At 37.6% G+C, this 20,169-nt stretch carries 17 protein-coding genes and 1 riboswitch; of the genes, 6 read left to right on the forward strand and 11 right to left on the reverse strand.

What is annotated here, in order from left to right; all coding sequences use genetic code 11:
* Window positions 1–750 precede the first annotated feature (750 nt).
* Entirely contained in the window at window positions 751–1,896 is a 1,146-nt protein-coding gene (locus tag BT1A1_RS14705; RefSeq protein ID WP_034772649.1) for a sensor histidine kinase, read from the reverse strand.
* 279 nt (window positions 1,897–2,175) lie between these two features.
* On the opposite strand from BT1A1_RS14705, the gene BT1A1_RS14710 reads away from it, so the two are divergent.
* From BT1A1_RS14710 to BT1A1_RS14735, 4 genes are all read left to right on the forward strand, one after another.
* Window positions 2,176–2,814 (forward strand): YigZ family protein, encoded by a 639-nt coding sequence (locus tag BT1A1_RS14710; protein ID WP_034772650.1) that lies wholly within the window; start codon window positions 2,176–2,178, stop codon window positions 2,812–2,814.
* A 132-nt stretch (window positions 2,815–2,946) separates the two neighbouring features.
* Window positions 2,947–3,540, forward strand: a complete 594-nt coding sequence (locus BT1A1_RS14715; RefSeq protein WP_034772652.1) for a class D sortase — start codon at window positions 2,947–2,949, stop codon at window positions 3,538–3,540.
* Window positions 3,541–4,284: 744 nt separating this feature from the next.
* Window positions 4,285–4,387, forward strand: a riboswitch (cyclic di-GMP riboswitch).
* Window positions 4,388–4,423: 36 nt separating this feature from the next.
* Window positions 4,424–5,311, forward strand: a complete 888-nt coding sequence (locus BT1A1_RS14725) for an HD-GYP domain-containing protein (protein ID WP_034772654.1) — start codon at window positions 4,424–4,426, stop codon at window positions 5,309–5,311.
* A 419-nt stretch (window positions 5,312–5,730) separates the two neighbouring features.
* Entirely contained in the window at window positions 5,731–6,663 is a 933-nt protein-coding gene (locus BT1A1_RS14735) for a polyisoprenyl-teichoic acid--peptidoglycan teichoic acid transferase TagU (protein WP_034772657.1), read from the forward strand.
* Between the two features lie 216 nt (window positions 6,664–6,879).
* Here the strand turns inward: BT1A1_RS14735 and BT1A1_RS14740 are convergent, their stop codons facing one another.
* The 7 genes from BT1A1_RS14740 to BT1A1_RS14775 all read right to left on the reverse strand — a co-directional run bounded on the left by BT1A1_RS14740 (window position 6,880) and on the right by BT1A1_RS14775 (window position 17,194).
* Window positions 6,880–8,118, reverse strand: coding sequence for an ABC transporter permease (locus BT1A1_RS14740; protein ID WP_034772658.1), 1,239 nt, complete (start codon window positions 8,116–8,118; stop codon window positions 6,880–6,882).
* The gene (locus BT1A1_RS14745; protein ID WP_034772660.1) at window positions 8,111–9,052 is read right to left on the reverse strand and encodes an ABC transporter ATP-binding protein; all 942 of its coding nucleotides are present in this window, start codon (window positions 9,050–9,052) and stop codon (window positions 8,111–8,113) included. The genes BT1A1_RS14740 and BT1A1_RS14745 overlap by 8 nt, the downstream gene beginning before the upstream one ends.
* 418 nt (window positions 9,053–9,470) lie before the next feature.
* The gene (gene odhB, locus BT1A1_RS14750; protein ID WP_034772661.1) at window positions 9,471–10,742 is read right to left on the reverse strand and encodes a 2-oxoglutarate dehydrogenase complex dihydrolipoyllysine-residue succinyltransferase; all 1,272 of its coding nucleotides are present in this window, start codon (window positions 10,740–10,742) and stop codon (window positions 9,471–9,473) included.
* Window positions 10,743–11,199: 457 nt separating this feature from the next.
* A complete protein-coding gene (locus BT1A1_RS14755) occupies window positions 11,200–14,031 on the reverse strand; it encodes a 2-oxoglutarate dehydrogenase E1 component (protein ID WP_034772675.1) in 2,832 nt (943 codons plus the stop codon).
* A gap of 704 nt (window positions 14,032–14,735) precedes the next feature.
* Window positions 14,736–15,338, reverse strand: a complete 603-nt coding sequence (locus BT1A1_RS14765; protein ID WP_034772665.1) for a methionine biosynthesis protein MetW — start codon at window positions 15,336–15,338, stop codon at window positions 14,736–14,738.
* 164 nt (window positions 15,339–15,502) lie between these two features.
* Window positions 15,503–16,177: a uracil-DNA glycosylase gene (locus tag BT1A1_RS14770; protein ID WP_034772666.1), complete on the reverse strand. Its 675-nt coding sequence runs from the start codon at window positions 16,175–16,177 to the stop codon at window positions 15,503–15,505.
* 231 nt (window positions 16,178–16,408) lie between these two features.
* Window positions 16,409–17,194 carry an HAD family hydrolase gene (locus tag BT1A1_RS14775; RefSeq protein ID WP_034772668.1) on the reverse strand — a complete coding sequence of 262 codons (786 nt, stop codon included), beginning with the start codon at window positions 17,192–17,194 and terminating at the stop codon, window positions 16,409–16,411.
* A 106-nt stretch (window positions 17,195–17,300) separates the two neighbouring features.
* Between BT1A1_RS14775 and BT1A1_RS18835 the strand changes: the two genes are divergently transcribed.
* Both BT1A1_RS18835 and BT1A1_RS14780 read left to right on the forward strand, forming a co-directional pair.
* On the forward strand, window positions 17,301–17,438 hold the full coding sequence (locus BT1A1_RS18835) for a hypothetical protein (RefSeq protein WP_156103265.1): 138 nt from the start codon (window positions 17,301–17,303) through the stop codon (window positions 17,436–17,438).
* Between the two features lie 17 nt (window positions 17,439–17,455).
* On the forward strand, window positions 17,456–17,854 hold the full coding sequence (locus BT1A1_RS14780) for a hypothetical protein (protein ID WP_156103266.1): 399 nt from the start codon (window positions 17,456–17,458) through the stop codon (window positions 17,852–17,854).
* Between the two features lie 163 nt (window positions 17,855–18,017).
* Here the strand turns inward: BT1A1_RS14780 and BT1A1_RS18840 are convergent, their stop codons facing one another.
* The 3 genes from BT1A1_RS18840 to BT1A1_RS14790 all read right to left on the reverse strand — a co-directional run bounded on the left by BT1A1_RS18840 (window position 18,018) and on the right by BT1A1_RS14790 (window position 20,079).
* Window positions 18,018–18,212: a hypothetical protein gene (locus tag BT1A1_RS18840; RefSeq protein ID WP_152641902.1), complete on the reverse strand. Its 195-nt coding sequence runs from the start codon at window positions 18,210–18,212 to the stop codon at window positions 18,018–18,020.
* 130 nt (window positions 18,213–18,342) lie between these two features.
* Complete coding sequence (locus BT1A1_RS14785) at window positions 18,343–19,284, reverse strand: MBL fold metallo-hydrolase (RefSeq protein WP_034772672.1); 942 nt, start codon at window positions 19,282–19,284, stop codon at window positions 18,343–18,345.
* Between the two features lie 18 nt (window positions 19,285–19,302).
* The gene (locus BT1A1_RS14790; RefSeq protein WP_034772674.1) at window positions 19,303–20,079 is read right to left on the reverse strand and encodes an enoyl-CoA hydratase/isomerase family protein; all 777 of its coding nucleotides are present in this window, start codon (window positions 20,077–20,079) and stop codon (window positions 19,303–19,305) included.
* Window positions 20,080–20,169: the final 90 nt, after the last annotated feature.

Consider the following 20,169-nt stretch of genomic DNA (forward strand, 5'->3'; position numbering starts at 1 on the left):
TCCTTTTTCAAAATGATTATCCTCCCTTGCCATTGTGTAACCAGTCTTTTTTAGCTAATGGAAAAGTAAAAATTTCCCAATTTCTACTTTCCTAACGCATAAGTGTATAAGGAAAGCTTCGCAGGAATACCTCGCAACCGAAAAAATTTTATATTTTTTCGGTGTACTAGAGAGACTTCGGTAGCTTTACCTCTCAAGCGAAAATGTTTTTTCGCTGAACTGCGGCTCTGCCGTCGCCTGATGGCTTGGCGCAGTCGCCGAGTTTTCTTTAAATGATCTCTTAAAAATGTTGGAAGAAACGATGCTTAGTATTCTACAAAACGTTTACATGTAGTTCAAAGGTAGTATTTGCATTGATAGATTTCAACTGTTAAAAAAGAATGGGATGGAATAAGCAATATCTGTTATATTCGATATTCAACTAACATCTACCTGCTTGTGTATAAAATTAGAAAATACACTTTTTTGACAAAAAATGACAAAAGCTCATGCGATGAGAGCGCCACTGAAAAACAATTCGAATAAGTTCACTTATATAGATATAGTAGTATAAATCACAAAAATACATCTAAATATGCTGTTTAGCAAGTAATCTTATAATTATTTATCGCTTTTTTAATGGCCTCTGCAACGGGCCTATTTTTGTCCCACAATTATACTAAAGTGTCCATACATCAATTAATATTCTCCGTTTTTCGAACTAATTATTATTTTACAAAATAAACCATTTAATAACTAGGTCCATATTACTTATTTTAATGGAATTTTAATTATAACTTTAGTCCCATTTCCATTACTCGATTGGATTGAAATACTACCGTCGAGTAATTCTACTCTTTCTTTCATCCCTCTTAGTCCAAAAGAGCCTTCTTTTTTTAACGTTGGATCAAAACCAATGCCGTCATCTTTTATTACAGCAATAATGTTGTTTTTATTAATTTCAAGCTTTACTTGAATTTCCTTTGCCTGCGCATGTTTTAGTGCGTTTTGAACAGACTCTTGAATCAAACGAAACAGCGCGACTTCCATTTTTGAATCGATCCGTTCATCATCTCCAATATACGTGAATGGAATCTGAATTTTTGCCATTTTATTATACTCCTCTACGGTTTGTAGGTATTTTTTCAGCGTTGGCACCAAGCCTAAATCATCCAATGCCATCGGACGCAGGTCATAAATTATATGGCGGACTTCATAAAGGGCGTCGCGAACGGTTTCCTTTAATTTTTTAATTTCCGCTAAGGCTTCATCAATTCCACGTTCATAATAAATTTTTTCGATTAAGTCGGAACGCATCATGACATTGGCCAAACTTTGAGCCGGACCATCGTGAATTTCTCGGGACAAATGCTTCCTTTCCTCTTCTTGAACTTCCATGATTTTTAGACCAAATTCCTGTTTTTCATGGGCATCTTTGATAAACTCTGTCATACTTTTTAAATCGCCGGTTAAATAATTAATTACTACATTCACTTGAGAGACAAGTTTATCCGCCCGCTCAATCGTCTCTTTAATTCCGATAACCCGCCGTTCCAGTTCATCCCGCCGTTCTCTAAGCTGCTGCTCCATTTGCCTGGACATCGTTAACTTCAGTTGTAAATTATGTGCATATTCATAGACGACACGAACCTCGTGCTCCGAATATGTTTTGAAATGCTGACTGACCTCTGATAATCTTTTTCTTGCCTGACGAGTTTCTTTTTCCAATTGTTCTTCTTCTTCAATCAATTCGCTAATCAATTGTTTTGTTTTCTCTAATTCTGCAATAATAAATTCATAATCCTCTCGACTTTTTTCACCAATTTTATAGATTTCTCTTTTACTCTCATCAACGGTGTCTATCATTTTATTCAGAATTGCATCTAATGATTTTGTATCAAAATATTTCGCTGACATAGTTTCACTCCAATAAAGCAAAATTTTTAGTGAAAACCCAATGCACCAAAATAACTATACATTTATCTATTTACCATCATACCACTATTCCTAAGATAGGTTATATAGTTTACAAATGCTGAATTATTCAGTATACTATATACATTTTTACATAAAAGATTAGCGGTTTTCAACCAGAGTGATTCATAGTAATTGCGACACTGCTTTACCTTTTATATAATAGAACATATGTATGGCAAGAAGCGAAAATGATTACTTAAAGCAGAAGGGAGATTTCACTTGAGAACAGACTATTTGACAGTAAAAGGTTATGGTTCCAACGAAATTGTCATCCAAAAATCACGGTTTATCTCCTACATAAATCGGGCAGAAACGATCGATGCAGCCCAAAGTTTTATTCAAAAAATAAAAAAACAAAATTGGGATGCAACCCACAATTGTTCTGCCTATCTTATCGGCGAACATGATGAAATTCAAAAGGCGAACGATGACGGTGAACCAAGTGGTACAGCCGGTGTTCCGATGCTTGACGTGTTAAAAAAACGGAATGTAAAAGATACGGTTGTTGTCGTAACAAGATATTTTGGCGGAATAAAACTAGGTGCCGGCGGTCTTATTCGTGCTTATTCGAAAGCCACATCAGAAGGGTTAAACGCAACCGGAATCGTTGAGCGGAAATTGACGCGTATCATGCACACGATCGTTGATTATACTTGGCTGGGTAAGCTGGAAAATGATTTGCGATCATCTGTTTACACGATTAAAGAGATCCATTATTTTGATAAAGTCGAATTGGAAACATATGTTGATTTTGGACAAGAAGATCAGTTTAAGGAATGGATGATTGAACATACGAATGGTCAAGCAAATATTGTTGAAGGCGAAACCATATACTTAGAAAAATTAATTGAGGAATAAAACGAATGGCAAAATAATATAACAGTCTTCTCTTTCACATATATTCCAGTAAATATATGCGACACGTAACGGCATATTGTATAATGAAAGAAAGAAAATTTTTAGCGATTTCTCCATAAGGTGGGATTTTTGATGAAACGATTCCTGAAAATATTGATCGGTCTTTTGTTTACAACAGGATTCATTTTGATCGGATATGCCTTATATCACATTTGGGACGGAAACTATCAAGTTGAAAAAAGAATCGTAGAAGCCAAAAAAATCGTCGAACAAAACAATAATGATTCACAAATCGACCCTTCCTCTCTCTCTTATCAAAAAGGGGAAACAATCGGTATATTAAAAATCCCAAAACTAAAAAAAGAGCTGCCAATTATTGAAGGGACGGATGAAGAAGAATTAGAAAAAGGGGTCGGTCATTATACAGGAACCGCCTATCCATTGCAAAACGACCAAATCGTCCTTTCCGGTCACCGGGATACCGTGTTTCGTAATTTTGGGGAATTGGAAACAGGTGATACGTTTATCGTCGAACTTGAATATGGAAAATTTAAATACGAAATCTATGAAATGGATATCGTTCCGGCAGACGATACAACGGTGATTCGTTCGACGGCCCCGGATGAAATCTTAACGGTAACCACCTGCTATCCCTTTCACTACATCGGCAATGCGCCGGAGCGAGCCATTTTTTATGCCAAACCGGTTTCAAAAGGAAAAGAGTGACGCTTCTCTTTCAAAACCATAGTTAGCTTACAGACTGCCGCTTGGAAGCATGATATACCGGTTGCGCTAGATATGCTGATACTGGTGTGAAATCTGCCATACCTTATTGTGCCAATCGTTCATTAAAACAAAAAGTATTGAGAATGTAGTTATATCAAAATTCCACCATAAAATGGGCACCATAAAGTTAAAATAAACTTTATGGAAGCCCGGATTTTTTAAAAAAACTTAGTAGACTACATTCCTACATTTTGGACTAAAAAATAAATACATTGAATCAGAACAGAACGTATTTACCGTTGGATACCACCCTATTTTTCGTTCTTTTGGACTATATATGACGATAAAAAAAATAATTAGCGATCCCTACTATATATTGTGTTAAATTTGCCATTATGAACACTGTATCTAGTTTTTATTCATAATAACAATAATTTTTAAAAGGTTTCCAAAAAGAAATAGTTCATTCTTACTATATACAAATAGTATATTACGAATAAAATTAAAATAGTGGCTACCATCAATAGGAAATTTTTGAAGACTTTGTATCATACTAATTTCACTCTTTACCATGGTCGACATAAATTTAAAATATGAATATTTTATTGTAAAATATGCATTTTTTGGTATAATAAATACTAGAAAGTAATTATTCAAAAATTTCTTAACCTATTTATTAAAATAAGCTTACCCACTATTCATATTTGCTAGAATTTGAGTGGATAGCTCTAGAAATTTGGTATACATGATTAAAGGCAAAACCATTGAAAAATGGTGACGCAAAGCTTAAGGGACTAACGTGTGAAAGGAACTAGACCAAGTAACACTATGTTTGCCAGCTGCCTATGTATACTCCTTCAAAAAATTCGGAGGGGTGCCTGATTTGTATACAAAACCAGTCAATTGGTTAACGATTGGAGATGTCTTAGCTGAAGATATCATTATTGATCATGAAGTTATTTTTACTGCCGGTACTGTGATAACACTAAATAAAATTTTAAAATTACAGTCTCTGGAAATAGCGTATGTAAAAGTTTCATCTACTCCATTTGCAACAGCAAATTATCAAAAGCAGACAATTATTTTTTCGGATTTAATTGCACAAGACTTTTATAACTTTTTGATAAAAAACAATAAAAACCAACGTTATTCAATCTTATTAAAGGACAATGAAGATTTCCAATTTGTAACCAATCATGCTTTACTGAATATGAACGAAAGCGTCGTCAACTTATTATCTGCATTAAAATCCTGGGATAATTGTTCTTATAAACATGTGCTTGATGTGTTTGTGATCGCTGCGCAATGGATGCGTTATCTGGGTATGACGGTAAGTGCTGATGATTGCTATGGCCTGCTTTTGCATGATATTGGCAAAATCAAAGTTCCACGTTCAATTCTGATAAAAAATCAAAGTTTAACCAATGAAGAATATGAATATATTAAAATGCACACAGAAAATGGGGATTGTATACTCAAAAGCCTTAATTTTCCTAACATTGTTTGCGATATGGCAAAATTTCACCATGTTCGATTTAATGGAACAGGTTACCCGAAAACATACCCTGAGGTTCTCGATATCAGAATAAAAATGTTAATGATCGTTGACGTGTTTTCAGCACTAACCTTAGATCGTCCGTACCGAAAAGCTTATAGTTTTGAGGATGGTCTGGATATTCTGAAAATGGAAGCGGATGGCTTTGATAAAGACCTTTTGCAGCAATTTATCAATTTTATCAAATATAAAATGGAAAAAATTCCGCAAAGGTGATTATTTATAAAAGAAACCTCATTTTTGACATATTTTTCATTCTTTGATACGGATTGGGAACACTAATAAAGGAAAGTTCAATCAGTGGGGGAATCCCCACTGATTATTTTAGGAATTCAGCTTAAAGTGCACAAGGAATGCTACGAAGCACGGGAAGGCTTCGAAAGCATGGGCTCCACAGTTGAAAAAGCAATGGCTTTATCAACGAATACATCGCAGCCGAATTATTTCGGTAAACAACTACGGCTCTGCCTTCTCCTAAAGCTCGGACGCCCGAGTTTCTTTATTTTTTTCTTCAATTTTTATCTAAATTTATCAAATTTCGTTTGATTTTGTTAACTTTTACTGTATGATTTTTATAGTTATGATTTTAAAAAATGTAAAACGAAATCAACAACTACGTTCATGGAGGGAATCAATTGAAAAGGGTCAAGGAAAAAAAGAAAAAGAGAAGATGGTTACGGTATACCATGATTATTCTTGGGGTATTACTCATCGGAATTTGCGGATATCTTTATTCTATTTATCATTCATTAACCAATGCGGTAGATAGTATGCACCAGCCGATTAGAGAAACATCTGAAAAGAGGCAAGAAACCGTTACATTGGAGAAAAAAGATCCGTTTTCCGTTCTTTTGCTCGGTGTGGATCAACGGAAAAATGATCGTGGTCGTTCAGATACTATGATTGTCATGACGGTTAATCCAAAAACGGAATCAATTGAAATGGTAAGTATACCAAGGGATACCCGTACAGAAATTGTCGGGAGAGGGACGATGGATAAAATCAATCATGCCTATGCTTTTGGCGGTGTGGAAATGTCAATCGATACAGTAGAACACTTTCTAGATATACCGATTGATTATTTTATCCAAATTAATATGGAAGGTTTTCAAGAAATCGTTGATGCAGTTGGTGGTATAACCATTGAAAATGATTTTGATTTTACATATGAAGGCGTTCATTTTCCAAAAGGAACGATCACATTAAACGGAGAGAAAGCATTAAAATATTCCCGGATGCGCTATGATGACCCTAAAGGTGACTTTGGTCGACAATTACGGCAACGGAAAATTATCGAAGCCGTTATTCGGGAAGGAGCGAGCTTAAAGTCATTAACAAATTATGGCAATATATTTTCAGCGCTTGGGAATAATGTAAAAACAAATTTAACCTTTGATGAAATGGTCGATATCCAGGCCAACTACCGGCAAGCAGCTAATAAAATTAAACAACAGCAAATTAACGGTACAGGAACGAAAATAGATGGAATTTATTATTATCAGGTTCCTGAAGAAGAACGCCAAGCCATTTCAAACCTGCTCAAAAATCAGCTTGAAATTGCAAGTTAATCAGAAGGGACTGTCTAAAAAGTCAACATAATGACTTAGGACAGCCCCTTGGACTTTAAAATAGCTGACGAGAATAGGTTACTTCTACAAAATTGAGAGTTTCCCACCTCAAATAAACTTGAAATAGCGCTAGAAAACTGAAAAATGATCCGGACAGTTCCTACCTATACACATGCTTCAGCAATTTGCAGATACAATGTTCCTTCACATTAACGTTTAAGCTCTCATCCATTTCCAAATTTCCCCTGGTGTAGCGTTTTTCCCATACAATAAAATCCCAACTTTAAAAATTTTCCCTGCCAATTTCATAAATAACCATACACTCATGATTAAAATGGCCAGCGATACAGAGATTTCGACCCAAGACCATTGATCCAACATAACTAACCGAAACAACAAAATCACCGGCGAAGTAAATGGTACATAAGATAACACTTGTGCCAAAATACTTGTCGGATCGCTTGCTACCGGTCCGATAAAGAAAAACGAAACAAACGGGATCATAATGACTAAACCTTGGAAATTGCCGGCTGTCGATATATCAGACATCGTTGCACCAATTCCGACAAAAATTGCTGCAAACAATAAATAACCAAGTACAGCAATTAGAAGGAATAGTAGCAATTCCGGAACAAATAAATATTCGAACAGTGGCAAGTCATTCATTGCCCACAAAATGAAAGGAATGCCGAATGCAAAAAAGACTAACACTTGCACAAGCCCTAACACAAAGTAACCGACAATCTTCCCTTGCATCAGCTCCCCCGGTGTAACCGAGGACAAAATGATTTCAGCAATTTTATCCTTCTTCTCTTGTGAAGCACTTTGGAAAATCATCATCCCGGTAAAAATAATCGATAATAAAATAACACCTGCAAAGACTCCCGGTACGATTCGCTGCATCAACTGTTCCTGATCCATTGCTTGTTCTTTTTCTGAGTTTTCACCCAATTCGTCAACCGATAAGGCTTGAATCGTAATTGGCGTAGAAACAGCCGCTAATTGATCCTCTGTCAACCCAAGATTTTGCATCTGAACTAATTTAACCGCTTCTGTAAAAATTTGTACTTGACTTGATATACTTTCCGGGAAATCTTCACTTGTATAAAACGGTAAAGTTCCTTCATTAAAAGCACGATTATCAATAAAAAAATAAGCTGTGTTTTCCGCATTCTTCAACTTTTTCTCTACATCGGCTTCTTGAATATTTGTTCTTTCCAACTCAAATGGAAGCTTGTACTGTTCCACCGTGGCTTCTAAATTTGCAAACGTATTTAACTCATCATGGACATAAATTTTTGCAGTCTCATTATCGGACGTATCGCCTCCCATTAAATTCCCAAGAAAACCAAATACGACCATTAATATTGGTGTTAAAAACAGACCGATAACGAAAGATTTATTTTTCAAATTCCGCTTGACTTCCCATTTGGCTACCTTCATCGTATTACGCATGTTCGTCACCTTCTCCCATTTGCTCGTTCGCTAACAATAAGTTTTTGTTCGTTGCTACATCAATAAAAATCTCATGTAAAGAAATCCGGTCCATAACTAATTCATTAATGACCATATCATCTGGCAGTTTTTTCAACCATTTTGCCGGTGTAATATCTTTATGTAAATATAAGACGGTCGAGTCTTCCTTAGATTCAATTCTTTGCACATCAGGAATTTGCTCTATTTTTTCTAAATCGTTTTTACCACGAATGGTACATTTAAAATTGGCATATTTCATTTTGACATCATCCAAAGTACCGTAAATAACTTTTTGACCTTGTTGAATCATAAATAAGCGGTCACACATTTCTTCCACGACATTCATTTGGTGTGAAGATAATAAAATTGCTGCCCCATTCCTTGCCAAATTACGGATTTCCTCTTTTAGTAATTCTTGGCTAAGCGGATCCAATCCGGAAAACGGTTCGTCAAGTATAAGCAATTCAGGTTCATGTAAAATGGATGAAATAAATTGAACTTTTTGTGCCATCCCTTTAGATAATTCTTCCATCTTTACATGTTCTTTTCCTTCAAGATCAAATTTTTTCAAATAGGTCAATGCCCGTTCTTTTGCCTTTTTCTGCGGATAATCTTTCAAATCGGCTAAATAAAGAAGAATGTCTATAACTTTCACATTTTTATAAAGACCTCTTTCTTCCGGTAAATAGCCGATTTTATTACGGGGAATTTCATTATAACCATGAAAGGTGATTTTTCCTTCATCCGGGTACATGATTCCCATAATATTACGGATCGTTGTTGACTTCCCGGCACCGTTTGGCCCAAGGATTGCCATAATTTCACCCTTTCGAACATCGAATGAAATATTGTGAAGTACTTTTTTATCTTTGAATGATTTTTCCAAGCCCTCCACAGATAACAATACGTCCATATAACTGCTCCTCTCCTGAAAGTGATTTAGTACAATATCTTAAAGTCAACCGGTCACTAGGCTATATATCCACAAATACGCCTCTCCTGAACGTGATTAAGTGCGAATGTTCAAGTGACAACATAAACTAAATTTAGAACTGCTTATTCAAAAAAATTTTATCAAACAAGTACAAAACGACTGGAATCAAAATATTTTGACTATGTTTCTCCAATTTTGAATAAATTCAGATCCTTTTTTTCAGATAGTACTATTTAATAGTACGTATATTGAGTCGATTGGTTTCACTTATTTGGAAAATGGATGGAAGATGATTATGGCATGCAAGAAGTACTGTTTGGAGAAATTTTTGGAGTGAAATATATAAAAACTGCCAAACTATCAACATTTGGATAGTTTGGCAGGTGATTATCAGATATTAAGATTCTAACAATAATTTTTCCGGATCTTCAAGCATTTCTTTCACTTTGACTAGGAATGTAACAGCTTCTTTTCCGTCGACAATGCGGTGATCATAAGAAAGGGCGATATACATCATCGGCCGAATTTCAATTCTAGTATTATTATCTACCGCAACCGGACGATATTTAATTGAATGCATTCCTAAAATACCGACTTGTGGTGCATTTAAAATTGGTGTTGACAATAAAGAACCGAATGTACCACCGTTTGTAATTGTAAATGTACCGTCTTGCATGTCGGCGAGCGCCAGTTTTGATTCTCTTGCTTTTATCGCTAAGTCTGCAATTTCTTTTTCAATTTCGGCAAAGTTCTTCCGATCAGCATCTCTTACAACAGGAACGACTAAGCCGGAATCTGTAGATACGGCAATCCCTATATTGTAATATTTTTTCAAGATAAATTCGTTGTCATGGATTTCTGCATTTAAATAAGGTATTTGTTTTAATGCCGCTACGACTGCTTTTGTGAAGAACGACATAAAGCCAAGTTTCACATCATGTTGTTTTAAGAATTCATCTTTTCGTTTTTTCCTTAATTCCATAACTGCAGAAAGATCAACTTCATTAAACGTTGTTAAAATAGCTGCAGTGTTTTGCACATTTTTCAAGTTTTTCGCAATCGTTTGCCGTCTTCTCGACATTTTCACAACTTCAACGCGATCATCTTGTGGTACGAATACGGAAGCTGCCGGTTTCGATGTAGTTGCGGGTGCTACTGCTGCCGTTTTCGGTGCATTAGCAGCATTCAAGACATCTTGTTTGTTGACTCTTCCTAACGGATCAACAGTTGGAACTTGACTTAGGTCAATCCCTTTTTCACGTGCCAGTTTCCGAGCGGCTGGAGAAGCAATGATATTACTTGCAGCCGGCGATTTTGCCGTGCTTTGTACCGTTACTGGTTCCTGGGTTTTTTCTTGTGGAGCAGCAGTTTTCGGTGATTGTTCAGGTACACTTGGTGCCGCATCACTTTGAGCCGGTTCTACGGGTGCACTTGCCCCTTCATCAACAATTGCTATGGTATCACCAACATTCACCGTGTCGCCTTCTGCAAATAATGTCTCTTTCAATACTCCGTCATAATCAGAAATAATATCAACGTTTACTTTATCCGTCTCTAACTCTAGGATTGCTTCACCTTTTGATACTGTTTCCCCCGGTTTTTTTAGCCAGTTAGAAATCGTCCCTTCTGTAATCGATTCTGCTAATTCTGGAACTTTAACTTCTGCCATGTTTCGTACACTTCCCTTTTTGTTTTATGTCATTGGAATATCCGGCAGTGTCAGGCTTTTTAAATAGTCCTTACACAAAATCCGGATACCCCATTTCTCCCGTCTCCTGATTACCCCTAACAGTAAAACAATGGGGTTCAAAAATGAATTTGTTCATGTCCCTGTTTCATCCAAGGGTAACTCCCGCCGCGAAACAGTGGAGCACGAAAATGAATTAGTTATGTCCTGCTTATTTCAAGGATAACTCCCATCGAAAAACTGTGGAATTTTAAAATGTAACTTTCATTCGTATTCAATGAAAATAGTTTTAACCAAAATTATTATGTTTTTCCGAAACGCGTATGGACGAACTGCTTAGTATTTCAATCATTAGGTCTTTCCCCGATAAAATAAGTGATTATTTAGACCGGTTGGAACCCCACACTATATCGATATGTGGGGTCTCCAACCATTTATTTTACTTTGTACTCAGAATAGCATCTAAAGTGATTGCTTCCCGGATAATTCGCTCTTGCTCTTTTTTATGAACCAGTGGATCTCCTTCTGACGGACTTGCCATAAATGGTCTTCCGATATAAGAAACAGGTAAACCTTTTGGAACAAGTTCTTGTAAGCGAGGTTGCATATAACTCCAAGTACCCATATTTTTCGGTTCATCTTGGGCCCAGACAACCTCTTTTAAGTTTTTATACTTTCGTAAAATATTATTGATCTGCTTTTCCGGGAATGGATAAAGTTCTTCTACCCGAATGATATCCAACCATTTATATTTTTCCGGTTCCTTTAAATGCTCGGACAGTTCCACAGCGAGGCGGCCGGTACAGAAAATGACTCGTTCAACTTTTTCCGGTTCGATTCCCAGTCCCGGTTCTTCAATAATCGGTTGGAAGCCTCCATTTGTAAACTCTTCAACATAGGAACTGGCAGACGGATTCCGTAATAAACTTTTTGGTGTCATAATTATTAACGGTCGAATATACTCTGTTTTTAACAATGCTGCTTGGCGTCTCAGTATATGAAAATATTGAGCGGAATTCGATAAGTTAGCAACCGTCCAGTTGTTTTCCGCTGCCAGTTGCAAATATCGTTCCAATCTTGCACTGGAGTGTTCCGGTCCTTGTCCTTCATAGCCATGTGGAAGGAGCATGACCAAACCGGAAGATTCTCCCCATTTCGCTTTACCGGCTGAAATAAATTGATCAATGATCACTTGGGCACCGTTTGCAAAATCGCCGAATTGTGCCTCCCACAATACGAGCGTTTCCGGTGCAATAACGCTGTAGCCATATTCAAAACCGAGAATTCCTGCCTCTGACAATGTACTGTTATGAATGGCGAAACTTGCATTTGCAACGTCGAGATGTTGTAAAGGAATATACTTTTCCCCGCTTTCAACATCCGTTAGAACAGCGTTACGATGGGAGAAAGTACCTCTTTCTGAATCCTCACCGGTTAACCGGATTGGTTTTCCGTCTTTTAATATTGTTGCAAAAGCGAGTGCCTCTGCATGTCCCCAATCAATTTTTCCTTTCTTTTCAAAAACTTCGAGGCGACGACCGAGTATTCTTTCAAGCTTTTTAAAGGCTTTTAATTCTTTTGGCCAATCAAGTAGCGCTTTGTTAAGCGCTGTTAATGTCGCTTTATCCACCGTCGTGTCAACAGAAGGAAATTCCTTCACTGCACCCTTTTGTAATTCGGCAATTGTCGGTACTTCCTTAACTTGTTTATCAATACGGTCATTAGCCTGTTTTAACTTATTCCAAGCAGCCGTCTCCATTTCTTTTGCTTTTTCTGCCGTAAATATTTTTTCATCAAGTAATTTTTTCTTATAAACCTCTGTAATGGTCGGATGAGCTTTAATTTTATTGTAAAGAACCGGGTTTGTTGCCATCGGTTCATCCAGCTCATTATGACCGAGCCTGCGATACCCGATTAAATCAATCAAAACATCTTTATGGAATGTTTGCCGATATTCAAATGCCAATTGCATAACAAGAAGACTTGCTTCCGGATCATCGGCATTCACGTGAAAGATCGGAACATGGTATCCTTTTGCAGAATCACTGGAATATCTTGTTGAACGATACTCATGACCTTCTGTTGTAAAACCAATGACATTGTTCGCAATAATATGAATTGTACCGCCTGTATGGTAAGCTTCAGTTCCGGCAAAATTAAACACTTCATATACGATACCTTGACCGGCAAAAGCAGAGTCTCCATGAACAACAATTGGAAGTGCTTTATTTACATCTTGTTTTGGCGCACCTTTTTTAAACCGATCATCTTGGGCAGCTCGTGCGTATCCCTCTACAACCGCATCGACAAACTCCAAATGGCTTGGGTTGTTTGCTAAAGTTACTTTTACTGTTTTATTTCCAAGCTTCCGGTTGCGAACAGCGCCCAAGTGGTATTTTACATCCAGTGTATGACCGACTGTTTCAAAAAAGTCCGGATCGTTATTTTCCCATTTCGAATGTTGAAACTGTGATAACAGGGCCTCATAAGGTTTTCCCAACACATGTGCAAGTACATTTAGTCTGCCGCGATGTGCCATGGCAATCATTACATTTTCAATATTGTTTTCTCCTGCTAATTGGACAAATTCATCGAGTGCAGGAACAAGCGTTTCCAATCCCTCGACGGAGAAGCGTTTTTGTCCGACATACATTTTATGAATAAACTGTTCAAAACTTTCCGCAGCAACTAAGCTTTCAAATAGGTTAATTTTTCGCTCAACAGGAAATTTTTTTGAACCAAATTGATTTTCAATTTTATTTTTCAGCCAATCTTTTTCCTTTTCATCATCAAGATGTTGGAATTCAAACCCAATCTTACCTGTATAAACATTTTTCAAATATTGAATCGCTGATAAGCCGTCGGAAAAATTCCCCTTTAAATTCGGACAAATAATATCAGCCGGGATTTCTCTTACATCGGATTCTGTTAAGCCATAATAAGCCAAAGTGAGTATTTCTTGCTTTTCTTGTTTTTCTAACGGATAAATATCTGCCTCTAAATGGCCATACAATCGAATGTTTTCGGCCAATTTCATAACTTGGACAAGCTTTTTCATTTTGTTCAGTACATAAGTCGGCGAAAGCTCAGTAGATATTGCCGTGCCAGTTACGCTTGTTTCCTCAACTTGCGGTTCACCCCATTTGGCAAACAATACTTTTAGGCTCTCTTCCACTTGGTCAGGATTTTCGAGATATAAATCATACTGCTCAATTAAATATCCCAAGTTTAGTCCGAGAAAATCATGCCAAGGGTTTCCTTCACTGATCATTCCATCCACATCCCTGTTCATAATAATTTCACATGCCATCACAACTATAAAATACCTTAAGTAAGCGCATGCAGCATCCCTTTGCCTCTAATATAGCATATTTCCAACATATAAGAGCATGAAACGACTTATTTATTACATCTTTTGTTGAAATCCCGTTTCCTGAATTAATACTATTACATAAATAGTAAAAATTCTAGTGTTTTACTCGTATTTTACCCGTTTTGGTAATTCAAAATGCTTATTGCTTTTCGTAAACTTCATCAAAAATAATAATGTCTCTCATTTGCTATGTTTTCCCGCCATTCTTATAATTTTCTATTTGCTTTTGTTTATGATTATTATATGAAGAAAATGTTTTTTTGAGAGGGGTTTTTGATTTTAGTAGGAGGAGATTGTTTATAACTGATTTAGATAAATTTTGGCTGCATATTTCAGAGTTTCGGTTGATTTTCATTTCGGTGGCGGACGCTTTCCGCGGGCACGGCCTTAGCCGCTTCGTCGCTCGTATCCTCGCTCCTGCAGGGTCTTCGGCTCGTGCTGTTCCCGCAGGAGTCGCCGCCACCTTCTCTTCAGTCAAATTATACAAATTGGATTAATTTTTGACTTTCTGGACAGCCCCTTTCCTTATCGATTCGACCAAGTTCACGGGTACTTTTGGAAAATGCGCGAGTTTCATTCGATACCAATTAATTATGGTCATCCTATCTATAGGAGTAAATCAAAATTCGTTCATTTGGGTTATGCTCAAATTCCCCTTCAATTTTAATTTCTTTAGTTAGCTGGAATATGGTTCGATTTTCCAAAAATGACAAATATTCAATGGAAGGATAATAAAAAATTAAATCCACTTCCCGGTCAAATTGTTCAAGCGATTCCATAATGTTGTTGAATACTTTTATAAAAATTGGTACCGAAAACGGATTAAAAAAATAAAATTTGTTATCTATCGGCTGAACGATGTATTTTTCTGCATGCATACAGAAAAATTGGATTTGATATTTACTTTTTGGTCTGTGCTGTAAATAGTGAAGTCGATTTTTTTCTGCTAAAAAATATAAATGATCATCCATTTCGATTCCTCGCGCATTCACACCAAATACAGCATTTAAATAAAACAACAGCCGGCCTTTTCCGCAACCATAATCAACAACATGGTCACTCGGCTTTAATTCTATATTTTTTGCCAGCTGTTCAAGTACGGGATAGGGCGTCGGTTCATAAGGATAATAATTTAAAAACGGCTTGATATTCCGTTCAGGACCGGTTTCAATATTCAGCTGTTTATCGTAATTCTTTTCTGCCATGGTTGCTGCTCCTAATTTGCCAGTCATGTTTTCTGATTTTGTGAGGCTAATCCAAAAATTTTTACCGGATATTCCAATAGAGATCAACTTTTGCTACGGTTAGTCTAATTAATCGTATAATGCGCGAACAAGTCAACCATCAACTTTTGCTATTTAATAAATTTTTATGGCAGTTGCCAGTTAATCTCTGTTTGGCCAATTGTTTTCAAAATCGAGTTTGTTTTGGAAAACGGTTTGCTCCCGAAAAAACCTCGATGTGCCGATAACGGGCTCGGATGGGGTGCCTTTATTATAAAATGTTTATTCGTATCAATAAGTTGCTGTTTCATTTGGGCTGCGCTTCCCCATAATATATAAACGACGGGATTGCTTTTTCTGTTTAATATTTCGATCACCCGATCTGTAAATATTTCCCATCCCTTTCCTTGATGGGAATGGGCCTGCCCTTCACGAACAGTTAAAACCGTGTTCAACAATAGAACACCTTGTTTTGTCCACGGGACGAGATAACCGGAAGAGGGAGGTGTGCAACCGAGATCCGCTTGTAATTCCAGAAAAATATTTTTTAACGATGGCGGGAGCGGCACCCCGGGTTTCACGGAGAAACTAAGTCCATGGGCTTGATTTGGACCATGATAGGGATCTTGTCCCAAAATGACCACTTTCACGTCCGCAAAAGCAGTGTAATGAAGCGCATTAAAAATTTCGTACATGTCCGGGTAAATCCGGTAATGTTTATATTCTTGTTTCAGAAATTCCCGAAGCTGCAAATAATAGGGCTTGGAAAATTCCTCTTCAAGGAGTGGCGCCCAATCATTTTTTAAAATTTGTTTTTTCATCTAACTCATTCCTTATTTCCATTCATTATTAGCATATAATTTTATCATAATATGATAGGATACGAGTATTTTCTAAACAAATAGATTGCTCTTTTGATGAAGAGCTAACCGGAAAAGCAATCATCTTACCGGATAACTCCAACCATTCATAAACTGTTTTGACTATTTTACTAAGGCTAATTTTTTCAGCCTTTGATGACTCCAGAGCAGAAGATAAGGGGCGTGTTTTGACTATTTTATTATTCCTAATTTTTTCAGCCCATAGTAGATACCGGAATTATCCACAGTGGTCGTTCGGTGTTTTGCATATGGAAAGAGATTTGGGTCTCCGTTTGCCATTACAAAACTTTCGCCGACTGTCTGGAGCATCTCCTTGTCGTTCATTCCGTCGCCGAATGCAATCGCCTGCTCTTTCGGAATTCCTAAAACAGCAAGAACCTTTTCCACGGCAGTCCCTTTGTTTATATTTTTTTGGATTAAATCATAAGCTTTTGAAATTCCTTCTACATTTACCGTGCTGACATATAAGTTTGGCAGTTGTTTATAGAACGGTACATGTTCCTTGGACAAATTCATTACTGTCATACTGTAGATAGGCAGGGCTAAATTTTCCGGATACAGTTCATTTTCCTTTAATTGGAAATGAGCAATGAAATTTTCCACTTCCGGATGCGTAAGCGAGGTGAAGAGATTTTTTTGGTCGGTATATAAAACTAATTCATTGTTATATTCTTTTGCTAAATTAAGGGTATGCTGAACGAGATCATGATCCATTGGTTCATCCAAGATTACGTTATTTTTATAAACGGCGTATGCCCCGTTATACCCGATTGCCGATCGAATCCCCAGTTCTGCCCGAAGTTCATCCAGCTCATGGAGAGGTCGACCGGTCGCAATAAAAACTTCTATGCCTTTACTTTGGGCTTCCTGAATTGCTTTTTTCGTTAGCTCTGTATATGAATGGTCATAGGTTAAAATCGTTCCGTCAATATCGAGAAAAAGTGCTTGATATGTCATAAATAACTCCTTTGTTTTTGATAATTGATGCTCACAATCTATATTAACATTGTTTTAGGAAATGAAAAAGGGAAGGATCCATTGGAAATGATGGAGGTGGGTTTTCGTGACGACGAGTAGGGGTTCGTTGCCAAAAATGAGAATTTTTCATCTTAAAGTGGCGACGAGAATTGGTTTCGTCGCCAAAATTGAGCGGTTTTCACTTCAAAGTGGTGACGAGATTGAGTCTAGTCGCCAAAATTGAGCGATTTTCACTTCAAAGTGGTGACGAGATTGAGTCTAGTCGCCAAAATTGAGCGGTTTTCACTTCAAAATGATGACGAGATCGAGTTTCGTCGTCAAAATTGTGGGGTTTTCACTTCAAAATGGCGACGAGAACGGGTTTCGTCGTCAAAATTGTGCAGTTTTCACTTCAAAATGGTGACGAGATTGAGTCTCGTCGCCAAAATTGAGCGGTTTTCACCTCAAAATGGTGACGAGAACGGGGCTCGTCGTCAAAATTGTGCAGTTTTCACTTCAAAATGGCGACGAGAACGGGGCTCGTCGTCAAAATCGGGTGTTTTTCACCTCAAAATGGTGACGAGAACGAGGCTCGTCGTCAAAATAATGCGGTTTTCACCTCAAAATGGCGACGAGAATTGGTTTCGTCGCCAAAATTGAGCGATTTTCACTTCAAAGTGGTGACGAGATTGAGTCTCGTCGCCAAAATTGAGCGGTTTTCACTTCAAAATGGCGACGAGAATTGGTTTCGTCGCCAAAATTGAGCGGTTTTCACTTCAAAATGGCGACGAGAACGGGTTTCGTCGTCAAAATTGTGGGGTTTTCACTTCAAAATGGTGACGAGATTGAGTCTCGTCGCCAAAAAATGGAGTTTCCGGCCAAAAAATGACGACGAGAAATGGCCTCGTCGCCAAAAAGTGGAGTTTTTCGTGCAAAAATGACGACGAGAAAGGGTCTCGTCGCCAAAAAATGGACTTTCCCGTACAAAAATGACGACGAGAACGAGTTTCGTCGTCAAAAAATTGGATTTTCCACCGCAAATTGGTGACGAGAACAGGGCTCGTCGTCACAATAAAGCGTTTCTCATCTCAAAATGGCGACGACCCACCTTCAAACTTTTACTTACTGTACATTTACAATATATCCAGCTACTCCCTAAAATAAATATATTTGCCGGCAATGATTTCCCGTTTGCATTCCCCTTTATAGCGCAAATATTCAAGATGCGCCAATGTTTCACCAATCGCAAACCTTGAATCATGGGTATTGTGAACTTTTGAAAATAATTTTTTACAAGCTTCAAAAACGGTTTGTCCGTTTGCTAACTCAGCCAATAGTTTTTCCAAACGCTCTTCATGATGTGCCATAATTTCATCAATTCGGCGATTCGCATTCGTAAACGGGGTGCCATGGGATGGAATAACTATTTCCACATCGAGTTTTCGAATTTTTTCCAGTGATTGAAGATATGTGCCTAATGGATTCGGATCCCCGTAAAACCAATACGATATATTTGGTGTAATTTTCGGTAAAATATGGTCAGTGGAAAGGAGTACACTCTTTTCCTGATTATAAAAAACGATTAAGCCGTCCGAATGCCCCGGCGTAAAAATGACTTCATAGCTGTATTTACCAATTTTGACTCGTTCACCTTCGTTCATATAGTGGTCTACTTTAGGATACGGCTTTACCCTCGGAACAAAAGATGCCATATTATCAATCAGCTGTTTAGAAATGGTTGACGGAATCCCTGCTAATTCATAATTGTTCCTAAATGTTTGCAGATGATGCTCCTCCCATGCACCAAGGCCAAGATCTGCATCAATCTTTGTCATGGACAAGCGGGCTTCTGTTTTTTTCTGCAAACCGCCCGCATAACCAAAATGGTCAGGATGGTAATGGGTAATATAAATATCTGTCACATGCTTTCCTTCGAGCTCTTCATCCCACCGTGCTGCAGTATAATCATTGTGCAAGCCCGTATCAACGACAACCCAACCATTTTCACCTTCTGCTAAAAAACAATTCACATGGTTTAAACGAAAGGGAAGGTCGAGTCTGACTAATTGTATCCCTAGTTCATCGAGCATCTCACCTCATCCTTTCGCTTATTTTCCCTCAAATTTCGGTGCCCTTTTTTCAAAAAATGCCTGAACGCCTTCAAGGTGATCGACTGTATGGAATAATAAAGTTTGCATGATCATTTCCTGTGCATCATTCGTTTTGTTTGTCAATTCTGTTGCATTGTTTACTAAATACTTAACGAATTTATTGGCAAGCGGCGGACCGTCAATAATAAATTTTGCAAATTCCGTTGCCTCTTTCAAAAGTTCTCCTTCAGCCAATCGGTTGACCAAACCTCTTGTGTGAAGTTCCTCTGCTGAAATCACTGCCCCTGATGAGATCCATTCCTTTACTAGCGAATGCGGTACGTTTTCAGCCAAGGCTTTCACAAGTCCTAAATCGGGAATCAAGCCAATATTTTTGAAGCTGATGGCAAAAGCGGCCTTCTTATCCGCTACAATAAAGTCGGATGCCAATGCCAAACTAAATCCCGCCCCGGCCGCATATCCATGTACGGCACTAATAACGTATTTATCCAACTCTTTTATTGTTTGTTGCAGCAAGGTAGCCCCCTTCATGTAAGTTAACATGTCGGCCGCTGTTTTTGCCTCTTTAAACGACCCAATATCCCCGCCGGAACAAAATGATTTCCCTGCTCCGGATAAAATGACCGCTTTTATCGTTTTGTCTGCTTCGGCATCTTTAAGTGCTTCAATAACACCTGAAACAAGGTCCCGGGAAAGGGCATTTAGTTTATCCGGTCTGTTCATTGTAATATAAGCAATTTGATTTTCTTTTTTTACATTTACAATATTTGTCATTTGATTCACCTCTATAAGAAATTTAAAATGATTGAGCATTCATTCAGTTATTGTTCCAGTAAAAATGAACATTTGTCTTTGAGCAATTTT

The organism is Caldibacillus thermoamylovorans (assembly GCF_000751775.1).
Taxonomy (GTDB): Bacteria; Bacillota; Bacilli; order Bacillales; family Caldibacillaceae; genus Caldifermentibacillus; species Caldifermentibacillus hisashii.